This window comes from Hyphomonadaceae bacterium BL14 (genome assembly GCA_027627705.1).
In the GTDB taxonomy this organism is placed as follows: Bacteria; Pseudomonadota; Alphaproteobacteria; order Caulobacterales; family Maricaulaceae; genus Oceanicaulis.
The window spans coordinates 318,324-333,395 of sequence record CP091242.1; the positions used below are offsets into that span (position 1 = coordinate 318,324).

Annotated in this window: 10 protein-coding genes; 5 read left to right on the forward strand and 5 right to left on the reverse strand. The window is 65.1% G+C overall.

Translation table 11 applies throughout. The features are described from left to right. Positions 1 to 77 precede the first annotated feature (77 nt). From L2D00_01470 to L2D00_01480, 3 genes are all read right to left on the reverse strand, one after another. The gene (locus tag L2D00_01470) at positions 78 to 2,132 is read right to left on the reverse strand and encodes a S9 family peptidase (GenBank protein WBQ13368.1); all 2,055 of its coding nucleotides are present in this window, start codon (positions 2,130 to 2,132) and stop codon (positions 78 to 80) included. An 81-nt stretch (positions 2,133 to 2,213) separates the two neighbouring features. Beyond that, the gene (locus tag L2D00_01475; protein ID WBQ13369.1) at positions 2,214 to 3,401 is read right to left on the reverse strand and encodes a hypothetical protein; all 1,188 of its coding nucleotides are present in this window, start codon (positions 3,399 to 3,401) and stop codon (positions 2,214 to 2,216) included. A gap of 107 nt (positions 3,402 to 3,508) precedes the next feature. Then, positions 3,509 to 3,730 (reverse strand): hypothetical protein, encoded by a 222-nt coding sequence (locus L2D00_01480; GenBank protein ID WBQ13370.1) that lies wholly within the window; start codon positions 3,728 to 3,730, stop codon positions 3,509 to 3,511. On the opposite strand from L2D00_01480, the gene L2D00_01485 reads away from it, so the two are divergent. Both L2D00_01485 and L2D00_01490 read left to right on the forward strand, forming a co-directional pair. After that, complete coding sequence (locus L2D00_01485) at positions 3,725 to 5,959, forward strand: TonB-dependent receptor (GenBank protein ID WBQ13371.1); 2,235 nt, start codon at positions 3,725 to 3,727, stop codon at positions 5,957 to 5,959. The two genes, L2D00_01480 and L2D00_01485, sit on opposite strands and share 6 nt — an antisense overlap. Before the next feature lie 326 nt (positions 5,960 to 6,285). Beyond that, positions 6,286 to 8,739: a TonB-dependent receptor gene (locus L2D00_01490; GenBank protein ID WBQ13372.1), complete on the forward strand. Its 2,454-nt coding sequence runs from the start codon at positions 6,286 to 6,288 to the stop codon at positions 8,737 to 8,739. Between the two features lie 125 nt (positions 8,740 to 8,864). Here the strand turns inward: L2D00_01490 and aceB are convergent, their stop codons facing one another. Together aceB and aceA are read right to left on the reverse strand one after the other, a co-directional pair. Next, the gene (aceB, locus tag L2D00_01495) at positions 8,865 to 10,463 is read right to left on the reverse strand and encodes a malate synthase A (GenBank protein WBQ13373.1); all 1,599 of its coding nucleotides are present in this window, start codon (positions 10,461 to 10,463) and stop codon (positions 8,865 to 8,867) included. 90 nt (positions 10,464 to 10,553) lie between these two features. Further along, a complete protein-coding gene (aceA, locus tag L2D00_01500) occupies positions 10,554 to 11,849 on the reverse strand; it encodes an isocitrate lyase (GenBank protein ID WBQ13374.1) in 1,296 nt (431 codons plus the stop codon). Positions 11,850 to 11,986: 137 nt separating this feature from the next. Between aceA and L2D00_01505 the strand changes: the two genes are divergently transcribed. From L2D00_01505 to L2D00_01515, 3 genes are all read left to right on the forward strand, one after another. Continuing rightward, positions 11,987 to 13,387, forward strand: a complete 1,401-nt coding sequence (locus L2D00_01505; GenBank protein WBQ13375.1) for a short-chain fatty acyl-CoA regulator family protein — start codon at positions 11,987 to 11,989, stop codon at positions 13,385 to 13,387. A gap of 66 nt (positions 13,388 to 13,453) precedes the next feature. After that, positions 13,454 to 14,590 carry a hypothetical protein gene (locus tag L2D00_01510; protein WBQ13376.1) on the forward strand — a complete coding sequence of 379 codons (1,137 nt, stop codon included), beginning with the start codon at positions 13,454 to 13,456 and terminating at the stop codon, positions 14,588 to 14,590. A gap of 3 nt (positions 14,591 to 14,593) precedes the next feature. Next, positions 14,594 to 15,067 carry a hypothetical protein gene (locus L2D00_01515; GenBank protein ID WBQ13377.1) on the forward strand — a complete coding sequence of 158 codons (474 nt, stop codon included), beginning with the start codon at positions 14,594 to 14,596 and terminating at the stop codon, positions 15,065 to 15,067. Positions 15,068 to 15,072 lie beyond the last annotated feature (5 nt).

Below are 15,072 nucleotides of genomic sequence, written 5' to 3' on the forward strand. Positions count from 1 at the left end.
GACCGCCGGACAGAGGGCGATACTCGCCTCTGGGGAGGTGTTGGTCAATCTAGTGTTTTGCGCCGGTTTATGGCAGTTCAGTCTCCGTCTGCCTCCTGCCCGCCATGCTGGTTGAACCAGGCGATGATGTGGCCGGTCTTGTACAACAAGCGCGAAGGGCGGGAATCGGCGATGCCGTGGAAAGTGTCCGGGATGCGCACCAGCCGGCTCTCGATCCCGCGGATCTGCAGGGCGTTGTAATACTGCTCGGCCTCGGCCACGGGCGTGCGCCGGTCCTCGGCGCCGACAAACACCATGGTGGGGGCGCTCACATTGCCAACCAGCGACAGCGGCGAGCGGCGCCAGTATTCCTCAGGCTCGTCCCAGGGCGTCACGCCGAACCAGTAGCGATGGATCACCGGACCGATATCGGAGGCCAGCGCAAAGCTGGTCCAGTTGATCACCGGCTTGCCCACGGCTGCCGCGCGCCAGCGCTCGTTCGTCCCGATCAGCCATGCGGTGAGCACACCGCCGCCGGATCCGCCAGTGACATAGAGCCGGTCTTCATCAATGAAACCGCGCGCGATCAGGGCGTCGACGCCCGATTCCAGATCATCCACATCGCGACCGGGATAGTCCTTGTCGATGAGATTGGCGAAGTCCTGGCCGTAGGAGGTTGAGCCGCGCGGATTGGTGTAGAACACCACATAACCTGCGGCGGCCATCAATTGGACCTGACCGGAGAATTGCGGGCCGTAAGCCGTGTGTGGGCCGCCATGAATTTCCAGGATCATCGGCCATTGGCGGTCAGCGTCGAAGCCCGGCGGATAGGCGATCCAGCCCTCTATCTCGCGCCCGTCGGCCGAGCTCTCCCAGATGAAACGCTCCACGCGCGCCAGATCGCGCGCGCCCAGAACCCCGGCATTGAGGTCGGTGAGAGTGCGTGCCGCGCCCCGGCGCTGGCCCGCGCCCACATTGGCGAGGTCCTGCGCGCTGGCCAGCGGGGCGGCCCAGCGGCCATTGGTGGAGACCGAGAACATGCCCGATGTGTAGGGCCGTCCGATGGTCAGCCCCCCGATGCGGTCCGTGATCCGGTCCAGCCCGCCACTGAGCCCGGCATAGCCCAGCACCGTATGGCCCACATCGTCAAAGCGCACCCACAGGCCGCGCCCGGTCCCGTCCCACTCGGCCTGGGCGATGCCCCGGTCGAGATCGGACAGCAGGCGGCTTGGTTCGCCGCCCGACAGGGGCATGGTGTAGAGCCGGTTGTCCTGATGGGAGAAGGTCTCGCGGTCCGTGCGCAGGAAGGCCAGTGTGCGCCCGTCCGGGCTCAGGCGCGGCGCGCGTTCAGCGCCGGGCAGGTCGGTGATCTGGCGCGTCTCGCCGTCCGCGGCGCGCACCGCCCAGATGTCGGATTCGCGAAAATCGAACCCGTCCTGTGCGCGGCCACCATGGCTGAAGAGGATTTCGGCGCTGTCGGCTGTCCAGGTCAGCCCGCTGATCGACCCGCTTGCGATGCGCGTGAGCTGGCGCGGCGCACCGCCATCGGACGCCATGACATGAATCTGCGCCGCGCCCGGCGGCAGATCACCGATGCCGTCGGCCTGATAGGCGATGGTCTCGTCCACGCGCGGCGCGGCTGCCCATTCAGCGCCCTGGGGCCGCTCGGGCAAACCGATATCCACCTGTACGCCTTGTCCCGGCACAAACATGGTGAAGGCGATCAGGGTGCCGTCGGGCGAGATGCTGATCTGCGAGGCGCCGCGGGGCAGGCGGGCCAGGCGCGCGCTGCGCGCATCACTGGTCCAGGCCATGCGCAGTTCGGTCTGTCCATCTTCGTTGGAGAGATAGACCAGACGGCTGGAATCCGGGGTCCAGACGGGGCTGGCGTAATCGCCGGAACCGGTGACCAGGGGGCGGTGCCCGGTCCCGTCGAAATTGACCACCCAGATCGACCCGCGCGCGCGGTCCGTCATGATGTCATTGGAGCGGCGCTGATAGGCGATGGTGCGCCCGTCGGGGCTGATCTGCACGTCCGCAGCCATTTCCAGGCTGAACACATCGGCGAACTGCAGCGGGTTCGTCGTGCCCTGGGCAGACGCGGCGGACGAGACGGCCAGGACGGCCCCTGCAGTGAACGCAAGCAGTTTCATGAACGTAACCCCTCCCTCGGCAGTGGGCTGCAGGGTAGGGCGGCATGTGCGGCTAAGGCAAGGAGTGCGCGCTGGCCGGGTTCAGGCGGCGCTGGCCAGCAATCCGGCGCGGGTCACGCGATAGGGGGCACGTGGCGCGGGCAAGACGCCGATGGATGGACCGGCCAGCAGGCGGGCGGGCGAGCGCACGCCAAGCCGCACCGCCTCCCAGCTCTCCAGATTGTCCAGATAAGCCCCTGCACCCGCCCGGCGCACCAGCGCCATGAAGCGGTCCAGATCGGTACGGATGGCGGCGTCCGAGCCAGTGGGAAAATCCGCGCCGATCAGGGCCGGGCGTAGCTCCGAGAATGGATCAAGGGTCATGGTATCGGCAGGCGCATGCACGAAGAGACGCCCGGCATGCTGGGCGATCATTCGCCCGGTTTCGGCCAGCGCGGCGCGCGGCGCATCCAGCGGTGTGCCCTCCAGCCGCACCCAGATCATGGCCTTGAGCATGGGGCCGAGTGCCGTCAGGCGGGTAATATAGGCCGACCGGCATCGTGGCTGGGACAAGCTGTCATACCCGGCCGGTACAATGAGGGCGCAGCGTGATCCGGCCTTGATCAGGGTTTCCAGAGCGTCGGCGGCCCGGTCCAGCACCAGCAGATCCAGGGCCAGGCGCGCTTCAGCCTTGCGTGCGCCGTGTACAATTGCGCCATTGATCAGCCACCCGCGTCCATCCGTCGCCAGGCGCCGGGCGCGCATGAAGAAGCCGCCCACGGCTTCATTGCGGGCATCCCATGCGGGCAGGTAATCAAGGGCGTCGATTCGCAGCCCGTCTGCAGGACCCGCCTCCGGCGTGCCGCGCCTCGGGCCAGGGGCCCGGGGCGCGGCCTCTGGCTGCGAGCGCGCCAGAGCCGCTTCAAACTCCGACAGGGTCAGGCGCTCGCTCTTGCCTTCAACTTTCAGAGTGCTGAATTCCTCATCACCCATGAAGAAGGCTTCCATTTCGCCGCGAATTGTCTCGGTGAGGCGCAAGGCCGGGTCACCGCTCAACGCCCTGAAAACGACCAGAAATCCGGTGGCGCACGGGATGATCAGGTCTTCTTCTGCAACGCGCCGCTCGATAATGGTGCGCGAGGCAAGGAAGGCCCGCTCGCGCAGCTGCGGCCACAAGGCACCCGCCGCATCGCGGATCGGATCAAGATTGACGAACTGGTAGCGGCCCAGGTCGACATGGTCGACGCTGGCCAGATGGCTTTTGAGCAGCCGCATAACGGCGTCCTGCATGACCGGCTCCCATGTTCCAGACGGTGCAGCATCGCGCGGATGTATTGTTACTTGGTAAGCGTGCTGGCGCTGGCGGCCCCTTCGCACGCGCAGCAAGTTTCAGTAAATCAAGAAGCATGTGCAGCATATTTTTTGCGTGTTGAGTCTGCAACAGTTTCATAAAAAGCGACTTGTTCGGCTAATAAAAGCCGATCTTTTAAAGCGCCCGGCCCAGCAAAGGTTTGATTTTTGTTATCCCGCAGCCAGAATGCCGCCAAGCGGCCGGTGTGCTGCGACAAGGGCCGGGCGGGGATGCTTCGGCTGCCATAGGGGAGAACAGACCAATGCATTCACGTCTTTCACGGGCGGCGATCCTGCTCGGTGCGGCCTCTACGCTTTGCCTTGGTGCCGCAGCCGCCTCTGCATCTCAGGAAACCGGCGGTCAAGCCCAGAGCGCGCAGCAAGTGCTGCGCGATGTCGTCACCATCACCGGCACCAAACGGCCCGGTGGGGTGGATGTCCAGGACGCGCCGGTGGCGGTCACCGCCTATTCCGGCGCACAGCTTGAGGCGCTCCAGTTCCAGGACCTGGCATCGCTGAGCTATCTGATGCCGAACGTGCAGCTGGAAGACATCGGCACGGCACCGGGTATCGCGAACTTCACAATCCGCGGCATCGGCATCAACAGCTCCATTCCCAGCGTTGACCCCACTGTGGGCGTGTTCATCGACGGGGTCTATCAGGGCATCAATGCCGGGCTGGTCTTCGACAATTTCGATCTGGAAGGGATCGAAGTCCTGCGCGGACCACAAGGCATTCTGTTCGGACGCAACGTCACGGGGGGTGCGGTGCTTATCCGCACGACCACCCCGAGCCAGGACCCGAGCCTCAATCTGAGCGCCGGAGTGGAGACAGGGCTGCGCTACACGGTGTCAGGGGTGGCGAACGGACCGCTGGGGCCGACCCTGTCAGCCAAGCTGGCGCTTTACTACAGTGACGACGAAGGCTGGTTCACCAATGAATTCGACGGGTCCGACCATGGCGCGTCGGAAACCTTCATCGTTCGCCCCGCGGCCGCCTGGCGCCCGAATGACGATTTCGAATTGATCGTGCGCGGTCAGTATTCGGATATCAGCGGCGATGGCCCGTCCGGGCAGAACCACTTGAACGGGTCGGGCGTGGGGGGATTGTTCCCGCGCGACAGCTTCCGCTTCTCCATCAACGAGCCGGGCAGTTCTGAGACCATCACCAAGAGTGTCACGGTGGAGGCGAACTGGCGGGTTGGCTTTGGCGACGGCACGATAACCAATATCTATGGATGGCGGGATGTCGAAGGCCTGTCCACCAGCGATATTGATGCCACGCCCGGCTTCCTGTTCCATGCCGATGCATCGAACTTGCAGGACCAGTGGTCGAACGAGCTGCGCTATGCCGGCACGTTCAACAGTGTCGATGTGACGGCGGGCCTGTTCTATTTTGACCAGACCATCAACTATGTCGAGCGCCGCCGCCTGCTGGGCGGAGCGCTGGTCCCCATTGGTGGCGGCTTTATCGACCACAGCACCTGGGGGGCCTTCGCACAGGCCGATGCGCGTGCCAGTGACCGGCTGACGGTGAGTGTCGGCGGGCGTTATTCCCATGAAACCAAGGATGCCCGCATTCAGGCGCTGCTGCCGGGCGCGCCCTGTGTCTTTGGCACCGGATGCACCGTGCCGGCTGGCGGGCCGGGTGTGTTCGTTGACAGCGATTCCTGGAGCTCCTTTGCGCCGCGGATCGGCCTCCAATACCAGCTTGAAGACGACCGTCAGGTCTATGCGTCCTGGACCCGCGGGTTCCGGTCGGGCGGATACAATCTGCGCAATACGGACCCGACCACCCCGCCGGGGCCTTTTGATGAGGAGCAGGTGGACAGCTACGAAGTCGGGTTCAAGGCTGATTTCGCCGACGGGGCGTTCCGCCTGAACGCTGCGGCGTTCTGGAACGAAATCGAAGACATGCAGCGAGAAGTGAACCTGCCCAGTGCAGCCACCGGCGTGGTCCAGCTGATCCAGAATACGGCGGACGCCCGCATCCGGGGTTTTGAGGTGGAAGCGCGCGCCTTCCTGTCTGACAGCTTCATGCTCCATGGCCAGATCGGTTATGTGGATGGGGAGTATAAGTCGGTCCTGTTCGACCTGAACGGTGACGGGGCGATCAACGCTGCCGATCTGGCGCTGGATATTCCGCGGCTGGCACCGTGGACCTGGGGCGTCGGGGCGATTTTCGACACGCCGCTGGCGGCCTGGAGCGGAACCAGTCTGACGGCCTCGGTCAGCTATAACTTCCGCGACGCGAACGCCTATACAGACAATAATCTGGGTTTCTTCGACTCCGCGCAGATACTGGACGCTTCGGTGGGGCTTGGTTTCCATGAGGGAAGGGCGACGCTGTCGCTGTACGGAAAGAACCTCACCGACGAGGTGACGTTCGGCGGCGACACCCAATTGCCTGCCATGCTTGGCCCCGTTCCGCTGGGCGGCACCTTTTCGCCACTCAACAGAGGCCGTGTCATCGGTCTGGAATTGCGCGTGCGGCGCTGATACAACCCACGTATGACCTGACACCGGCCAAGACCGGTCAGGGAGGACGCAAAGGCCCGGTCTCCCGCTGAGGAGGCCGGGCCTTTCGCGTTCGGGCCGGGACCGCGATGGCGCGCGCCGTGGCACCCTTGCAACAGTTTTACAAAAGCCGCCCCTGATTCTGGACAGGCGTGTGTTGAAAGCGCTCTGGCAACTGCGAGCGGCGGTTCTATTCTGTCCGCAAATCAGACATTCTGAGAGTATACGGGCATGCTGCACTGCAGCAATGCTCTGATCGGCCGCAAACAACAATCAAGCGGCGATATCACCGAGGAGGACACCACAGCATGACCACCCGTTTCACCCGCACCGCGCTGTACGCAGCGGTCTCGTCGCTTGCCTTGACCGGCACCGCTTATGCCCAGGCGTCCGATGAGCCTGTTGCCGGCGAACGCCGCACCATCGACGTCGTCACCGTGACGGCTCAGCAGCGTGAGCAGTCGGCCCAGGACGTGCCGATTTCGCTTGGTGCCTATGGGGCTGCGGAACTGCGTGCCGCGGGCGTACAGGACATCAAGGACCTGATTTCCATCGCGCCGGGCCTCATGGTCACGTCGACCCAGTCTGAAACCATTACGACGGCGCGTATTCGCGGCATCGGCACGGTGGGCGATAATTACGGCCTCGAGAGCTCGGTCGGCGTCTACATTGACGGCGTATTCCGGGCGCGCAACGGGGTTGGCTTCTCCGATTTGGGCGAGATCGAGCGCATTGAAGTGCTGCGCGGGCCCCAGGGCACGCTGTTCGGCAAGAACACGTCTGCAGGCGTGCTCAATGTCGTGACCGCCTCGCCCGAGTTTGAGTATGGCGGGTCGCTGCAGGGCGAGGTTGGCAATTTCGACTATCGCCGGGTCTCCGGTCACCTGACCGGCCCGATCGGCGGGGACACGCTGGCGGTGCGCCTGTTTGGTGCCATTGGCGAGCGCGACGGCTTTACCGATATGACGCTGCGTCAGCCGGGCGGCACGCGCCAGGTCGAGTCTGAAACCAGCAGCTACTACACATTCCGCGCTCAGGCGCTGTGGGTGCCTAACGATCAGGTGGAAGGGCGCTTCATCGCCGACTACACCGAGCGGGACGAATTCTGCTGCTCGGCGGTGCAATGGCAGACAGCGCCCGGACCGGCCGCGCTGGTCGGTGCCGTGGGCGGACAGGTGTTGAACCCGTCTGACCCGGACGCGCGCCGCGCCTTCGCTAACCGCGAATACCAGCAGGATGTGACGGATTATGGTGTCTCGGCGGAGTTTGACTTCGAACTGCCGGTTGGCACGCTGACCACCATCACCTCCTGGCGCAACTGGGAGAACCAGCGCACCCAGGACATCGATTTCTCGTCAGCCGATATCGCGTACCGGGCTGACGGCAACTCGACCGATCTGACGCGCTTCGATCAGGAAGTGCGCCTGACCGGCGTTTCGGGCAATCTCGACTGGCTGATCGGCGGGATCTACTCTCACGAAGAGCTCGACCTGAACGATGCCATCCGCTTCGGCTCGGATTGGGAGATTTATCTGGGCCTGGCCGCCTCCGGCGGGACCAATCCGTTGTTCATCTCCCAAACGCTGAATGCAGTGGCCGGTGCGCCGCTCTTCGCGCCGGGCCAGGCATTGCCGGCGGGTTCGGGCGTCAACCAGGATGTCTACAATCAGACCGGCCGCAGCTGGGCGCTGTTCACCCACAACACCTATCAGCTCACCGACCAGTTCGCGATCACGGGCGGTCTGCGTTACACGCGTGAGACCAAGGATGTGGTGGCCAGCTTCTCCACCAATCCGACCCCGGGTTGCGCCTTCCTTGAAACAGTGTTCGGCCCCGATCCGATCGCCGGCGCAGCGGGCACCCCGCTGGCGGGCCTGGTTCCGCTGGTCTGCCTGCCCTATGCGCGGACCGGTCTGGATGCCAATGGCTATGACCGTGAACGCACCGACGAGGAAGTCTCGGGCACCATTCGCGCCACCTTCGACGTGAATGATGACATGATGCTCTACGCGGGCTTCTCGCGCGGCTTCAAGGCAGGCGGTTTCAACCTCGACCGCGAGTTCAATGGTCCGGTTGCCGGCGGTTCGTTCACCAATTCCGACAGCTCATTCCGCCCGGAGCTGATTGACGCCTGGGAAATCGGCTTCAAGTCGCAGCTGTTCGACAATGTGCTGCAGCTGAACGGCAACCTCTTCTACCAGGAAGTCACCGACTTCCAGCTTAACACCTTCACCGGTCTGGCCTTTGTTGTTCAGAACATCCCCGAGGTGGAGTCCTATGGTGCCGAGTTTGACTTCAACTGGGCGACCCCGATCGACGGCCTCGATATCACCGGCGGTTACGCATACGTGAATGCGACTTACGGCGACAATCTGGGCGTCCTGCCGGCGGCGCTTGCCCGCCTGCCGGGCCAGCAGATCTCGCTCTCGCCGGAGCACTTCATCACGGGTCAGGCGATCTACCAGCAGCCGGTGAGCGACACGTTGCTCTTCCTGGCCGCGCTCGATGCGCGTTGGGTGTCCGAATACAACACCGGATCCGACCTCGCGCCGGGCAAGGAGCAGGACGCGTTCATGACGCTCAATGGCCGCCTTGGCCTTGGCTCGATGGACGGGCGCTGGAATGTGGAGCTCTGGGGCCGCAATCTGACCGACGAGACCTATGTCCAGGTCGCGTTCGACCAGTTCGCCCAGACCGGCACGTTCGGCGGGTTCCTGGCCGCCCCGCGCACCTGGGGCGTCACCTTGCGCACCGAGTGGTAAGCACGGCGTACTGACCCGGGCCGCAAGGCCCGGGTACAGCCATTGAAAAAGGCCGGGTCCCGTAACGGGCCCGGCCTTTTTTGTGTCGTGGCGTGCCGCTGTCCGAACGGCAGACGCGAGGGTGGTCAGGCCTCTCTGACCTTTTCGTAGGCCGGCAGGGTGAGAAATTCCTCAAACGTGTCAGCAAGCGCCAGATCCTGCAGGATCGTCTGGGCTTCTCCGAAGCGGCCCGCGGTCCAGGCATTCTCGCCCAGTTCAGCGCGAATGGCCTGGCCGGCACCGGTGATGGCGGCGCTGACGCGGGCCGCGTCAATTACCTGGCCGTCATCGGTTTTCGCGCCGTGAACGCGCCATTGCCAGAGCTGGGCCCGGCTGATCTCGGCGGTGGCAGCGTCCTCCATGAGGTTGTGGATCGGCGCGGCACCGCGGCCCTGAAGCCAGGAGGCGATATAGCGGATCGCCACATCGGCGTTGCCCGCAAGGCCCGCCTCGGTGATCGTGCCATCCACGGGTGTCAGCAAGGCTTCGCGATCCTCAATGAGCTCACCCTGTCTGGTCAGCTGATTGGGTCCATTCATTACAGCATCGAAGGCCGCTTTCGCCACCGGTGCCAGCGCCGGGTGGGCTACCCAGGCGCCGTCATGACCCAGCCCCGCTTCGCGGGTCTTGTCGGCCTTGACCCGCTCCATGGCGGCGGTGTTGGCGGCATCGTCACCCTTGACCGGAATGAAAGCGCTCATCCCGCCCATGGCGTGGGCACCGCGCCGGTGACACACCGCGATCAGACGCTTGGCATAGGACGCCATGAAGGGCGCGGCCATGGTCACCTGTCCGCGATCGGGCAGGATGCGGCCTGAATCGGATTTCTGGCGTTTGATATAGCTGAAGATATAGTCCCAGCGCCCGGCATTGAGCCCGGTGATGGACTGGCGCAGTTCCCACAGAATTTCGTCCATCTCGAACACGGCCGTGATGGTCTCGATCAGAACCGTGACGCGTACCGTGCCAGGCGTGATGCCCAGCGCGGTTTCGCAATGACGGATGACCAGCGCCCACAGGCGCGCCTCGAACCGGGTTTCCAGCTTGGGCAGATAGAAATACGGGCCTGTGCCACGCCGGGCAAGCTCGGCGTGGTTATGGGTCAGGTACAGAACGAAATCGAAAAACGCTCCCGCCACCGGCGCGCCGTCGACGCTCACATGGGCTTCATCGAGATGCAGGCCGCGTGCGCGCACGATCAGAACGGCCGGGTCCTCTTTCAGGGCGTAGGATTTGCCGCTGGCCTCATCGGTAAAGGCGATGGTGCGATGGACGGCGTCGCGCAGATTGATCTGGCCCTCCATCATATTGGTCCAGCTGGGCGTGGAGGCGTCCTCGAAATCGGCCATGAAGCATTTCACGTCCGCATTCAGGGCGTTGATCACCATCTTGCGGTCCACCGGCCCGGTGATCTCGACGCGCCGGTCCTGAAGATCGGCCGGGGCGGGCGGGACCGTCCAGTCGCCAGCGCGGATCGCGGCGGTCTCGGCAGGAAAATCCAGCTGCTCCTCGCCGGCGTCCAGACGGGCCTGGCGCGCGTGGCGCTCTGCCAGCAGGCGCTGGCGTTCGGCATCAAAGCGCCGGTGCACGTCCGCCAGCAGGGAAAGCGCCTCCGGCGTGAGGATCGTGTCGAATCCGGGGTGCATCGCGCCGTGAATGGCGACGCCTTCGGGCAAAGTGTTCATGGCTTCATCCAGTCTTTCGGCTGCGTATAAGAGCAGCGCCCGGACCTGGTGCCAAACCAGATCCGGGCGCATTCGGCGTCCCCTTGGTGCCTACTCGGCCGCGTCGGGCTTGAACTGCGCGGTTTCGGTGCTTTCGCCCATGGCAGTGGTGGAGGCCGCGCCGCCCGACAGGGTCATATTGACCAGGTCGAAATAGCCGGTGCCCACTTCGCGCTGGTGGCGGGTGGCGGTGTAGCCGTCTTTTTCGGCGGCGAACTCGGCCTGCTGGAGCTCGGAATAGGCACCCATGCCGCGGTCGCGGTAGCCACGGGCCAGCTCGAACATGCCGAAATTGAGCTGGTGGAAACCGGCAAGCGTCACGAACTGGAATTTATAGCCCATGGCACCCAGCTCACGCTGGTAGGTCTCAATGGTGGCCTTGTCGAGGTTCTTCTCCCAGTTAAACGAAGGCGAGCAGTTATACGCCATCATCTTGCCCGGGTGGGCTTTCTGAACCGCCTCGGCGAAGCGGCGCGCCTCGTCCAGATTGGGCTTGGAGGTTTCCCACCAGAGCAGGTCGGCCACATTGGCGTAGGCGAGGCCCCGCTTGATGCAGTGTTCGACGCCGACGCCCTGCTTGAGGCGGTAGAAGCCTTCCGGCGTGCGTCCGGCGTCATAGTCGATGAATTCGTGGTCGCGCTCGTCAATGTCGGAATTGATCAGCGTGGCTGATTCGGCGTCTGTGCGCGCGACCGTCAGGGTGGGAACGCCCATGACGTCGGCGGCCAGACGCGCACCGTTCAGATTGCGCTCGTGCTGGCTGGTGGGAATCAGCACCTTGCCGCCCAGATGCCCGCACTTCTTTTCAGCAGCGACCTGGTCTTCGAAGTGGACGCCCGATGCGCCGGCCTCGATGAAGGCGCGCATGATCTCGTAGCAGTTCAGCGTGCCTCCAAACCCGGCTTCGGCGTCGGCCACGATAGGAGCGAACCAGTCACGCGTGGCCTTGCCGTTTTCGGCGACCTCGATCTGGTCGGCGCGCTGGAGCGTGCGGTTGATCTTGCGCGCCAGTTCCGGCGCGGAATTGGCCGGATAGAGCGACTGGTCAGGATACATGGCGCCGGCGGTGTTGGCGTCGGCGGCGACCTGCCAGCCCGAAAGATAGATTGCTTTGAGGCCCGCGCGCACCATCTGCATGGCCTGATTGCCCGACAGGGCACCCAGCGCATTGATGTAGGGCTCGGTCTTCAAAAGCTCCCAGAGCTTTGCCGCGCCGCGCTCGGCGAGCGTGTTGGCGATCAGCACCGAGCCGCGCAGGCGCACGACATCCTCGGGCGTGTAGTTGCGGGTGATGCCATCAAAGCGCCCGGGGGCGGCGGCGGGCACGAGATCGTAAAAGGTGGTCATGGGTGTGTCTCTCCGGTCGAATTTGTGCGGATAAAGACAGACTGCGCGCGCCGGGTCGACAGGCCTTTGCAGAAAAAGGGGAAACAACGTATACCGCTGACACTTGTCAGCATGTCGTGTTGTAAAGGCTATGACAAATGGCAGAAGCGCAGGAAAAGCTGTTCGCCGGGGCGCGCCTGCGGCGGATGCGCCGGGATATGGGGCAGAGCCAGGCGCAATTTGCCGACAGTCTGTCGGTATCGGCCAGCTATCTCAATCTGCTCGAACGCAATCAGCGTCCAGTCACCGCGCGCGTCCTGCTGGCGCTGGCCGAAGTGTACGACATCGATGTGCGCGCCTTCGCCGCTGACAGCGACCGACAATTGCTCGCGGACCTGAAAGAGGCCGCCGCCGACCCGGTCCTCAAGGGGGCTGATCTCGACCAGCGCGACTTGAGCGATCTGGCGGACGCCCATCCACGCGCGGCCGAGGCGATGGCGCGGCTGTACCAGGCCTATCGCGACACCAGCGCGGCGGCCGCAGACCTGGCGCTGCGCGCCGAAGAGGGCGGACCCGGGTCCGGGCGGTCGGCACTGGAAGAGGTGCGCGATGCGCTGGACGCGGCGCAAAACCATTTCCCGGCGCTTGAGATCGCAGCCGATGGCCTGCGCGCGGCGCTGCCGGAGGCTGTGTCGCTGGAGGCCGCCCTTGCGGCGCGCCTGATGGCGGCTCACGGCGCGGCGGTGCGGGTCTATGATGACAGCGTCATGGCAGGCGCGCTGCGCCGGTTCGATTTTCACGCCCGCAAACTCCTGCTCAGTGATCTGCTGACCCCGTCGGCGCGCGCTTTTCATATCGCAGTGACTCTGGCCCAGCTGGAACTGGGCGAGGCACTGGACGCAGAAGCCGATCGCCCCGCAGCGCTGGGCGGTGATGCGCGTGCGCTCTACCGGGCGAGCCTGGCCAATTACGCCGCCGCGGCGATGCTGATGCCCTACGACGCCTTCTACCGGGCCGCCGAGACCGCGCGCTATGACATTGATGCCCTGCGCCGGCGCTTTTCAGTGAGCTTCGAACAGGTCTGCCACCGGCTGACCACGTTGAACCGGCCGGGCGCACGGGGCATTGCCTTCTTCATGATCCGCGTTGATCCGGCGGGCAATGTGTCGAAACGCTTTGGTGGCGGCGTGCTGGCTTTCGCCCGGTCTGGCGGCGGTTGTGCGCGCTGGCGGGTGTATGACGCGTTCCGCGCGCCGGAGCGTATTCATGTTCAGGGGCTGGAACTGCCGGACGGGGCCCGCTTCATCTCGGTCGCCCGTGCCGTGACGCGCGCCTTGCCATCGGGTGGTGCAGCGCTGGCAGCCATCGCGTTGGGATGCGAGGCGAAGGAGGCCGGGCGTATTGCCTACGCGCCGGTTGATTTTACGCCGGTGGGTCTGTCGTGCCGCCTGTGCGAACGGGCCGATTGCGCCGAGCGCGCCTTTCCGCCGCTGCAGCGCCCGCTGCGGGTCGATCCGCACTTTCACGGCGCTGCGCCCTTCGCATTTGCACACGACTAGCCTTCGCCCAAAGGGCCCAGGCGTGTATGGTCAGGCATCTTCGGGTTCGAATCTGGATTGCGTCCCATGCTGTCACCCCGCCGCAAGGCTGCCCTGATTGCATTCGCCGGTTTCATTGTGCTGGGTGCCCTGTCGATTCACGCCAGTCCCATGTCTGCCAGCAATCTGCAGGCGCGGCTTCAGAGTGACGCCCAGGCGGCCCTGGTGCGCGTGCGCGCGGACAGCTGGGCTGATGTCAGCATGAATGGTCAGGTGGCCACAGTGACCGGCCGGGCACCGAGTCGGGAGGCGCGCGACCGGGCGCTTACGGCGGTGTCGCGCGCGGCCTGGGCCGGCGGCGTTGTGGCGGGTGGCGTGACGCGGGTCATCGACGAGACCCATCTGGCCAGCCAGGACGATGAATTCGGCCTGCGCGCCGACAAGGTACGCGGCCGCCTGATCGTACGCGGTCAGGCACCGGACGCAGACGCTGAAGCGCGCCTGCGCGACCTGGTCGCAGAGCTGTCTCCCGGCGGGGCGGTCGTGGAGCTGACCCTGGCACCGGGCTCGGCGCCAGAAGGTTGGGAGCGCGCGGCCCGCCTGCTGCTGCAGGAGCTGGCGCGCATGGATAATGGTGCCGGAATGATCCGCCGAGACCGGCTGGCGATCACGGGCCTCGCGCCCAACGCACCGACGGTCAACGCCATCCGAGCCGCATTCAGCGTGCCGCCTGGCGATTTCCGCACCGCGGCGCTGGTGCGCACGGATGGCGGCGGATTTGATGTGGCCGTGCGTGACGCCCGCCTGTGTGAGATGCTGGCCGCCAGCGCGCTGGGCGCTGATGCGCTGTCCTTTGCGCCGGGTACGTCCCGCTTCACCTCCGGCAGCCGCAGTCAAGCCGCCGCCAGCCGGGCGGGCCGCGCGTTTGCTGCGTGCGAGGATGTGGCGATGTCGGTGGCCGTGCGCGCCGAGGCTGATGCGGACACCGCCGAAGGTCTGGCCTTGTCCCAGGCTGAAACGGTGATTGCGGCCATGGTGGCAGGCGGTGCCGATGCAGCGCGGCTGAGCGCACTGGCCTTGCCGTCCGATGCGCCCGAGCAGTTGCGCTTTCTGGCGACGTCCGTCGGGCCGGATGGCGAGCCGTTGGCGGCTGAGACGGATGACGACCAAGATCTGGACGATGAGACCGACGGCGCTGACGCCGCGCAGACACAAGGAATATAAGCCATGCTCTGGCTGATCTGGGAAATGTGGATCGTACTGGCGCTGTTTTTCGTCGGGGGCGTGATCGCCGGCTGGGTGGTGCGCGGCCGTTCAGATATGGATGACGCACCGGTGGCCAAACAACTCGGGTTCGCCACACGTATGGATCCCCGGCACCAGTCTGAGCCAGAACCTGAGCCGGCCCCCGAGCCGATGCCGTCGCCTGAACCGGCGAAGGGCGATGACACGGATGCCCGGCCTGATCCCGGCCGCGCAGCGCCAAAAGTTCCCGCCGCCGCATCCGGCGACGATCTGACCGCCATCAAGGGTTTGGGTCCCAAGGCGGCCGAGAAGCTTCAGGCCATGGGCGTCACGCGCTACGCTGAGATCGCCGCCTGGAGCGAGGCCGACATGGCGCGCTTTGACGAGGCTCTGAACGCGCGCGGGCGCGTCATGCGCGATGACTGGGTCGCGCAGGCCAGCGCGCTCGCGAGGTAATGTCT

Excerpts from the sequence above, each read along its gene's own strand:
- L2D00_01470 (WBQ13368.1), bottom strand. The coding sequence starts at position 2,132 with ATGAAACTGCTTGCGTTCACTGCAGGGGCCGTCCTGGCCGTCTCGTCC.
- L2D00_01475 (WBQ13369.1), bottom strand. The coding sequence starts at position 3,401 with ATGCAGGACGCCGTTATGCGGCTGCTCAAAAGCCATCTGGCCAGCGTC.
- L2D00_01485 (WBQ13371.1), top strand. The coding sequence starts at position 3,725 with ATGCATTCACGTCTTTCACGGGCGGCGATCCTGCTCGGTGCGGCCTCT.
- L2D00_01480 (WBQ13370.1), bottom strand. The coding sequence starts at position 3,730 with ATGCATTGGTCTGTTCTCCCCTATGGCAGCCGAAGCATCCCCGCCCGG.
- L2D00_01490 (WBQ13372.1), top strand. The coding sequence starts at position 6,286 with ATGACCACCCGTTTCACCCGCACCGCGCTGTACGCAGCGGTCTCGTCG.
- aceB (WBQ13373.1), bottom strand. The coding sequence starts at position 10,463 with ATGAACACTTTGCCCGAAGGCGTCGCCATTCACGGCGCGATGCACCCC.
- aceA (WBQ13374.1), bottom strand. The coding sequence starts at position 11,849 with ATGACCACCTTTTACGATCTCGTGCCCGCCGCCGCCCCCGGGCGCTTT.
- L2D00_01505 (WBQ13375.1), top strand. The coding sequence starts at position 11,987 with ATGGCAGAAGCGCAGGAAAAGCTGTTCGCCGGGGCGCGCCTGCGGCGG.
- L2D00_01510 (WBQ13376.1), top strand. The coding sequence starts at position 13,454 with ATGCTGTCACCCCGCCGCAAGGCTGCCCTGATTGCATTCGCCGGTTTC.
- L2D00_01515 (WBQ13377.1), top strand. The coding sequence starts at position 14,594 with ATGCTCTGGCTGATCTGGGAAATGTGGATCGTACTGGCGCTGTTTTTC.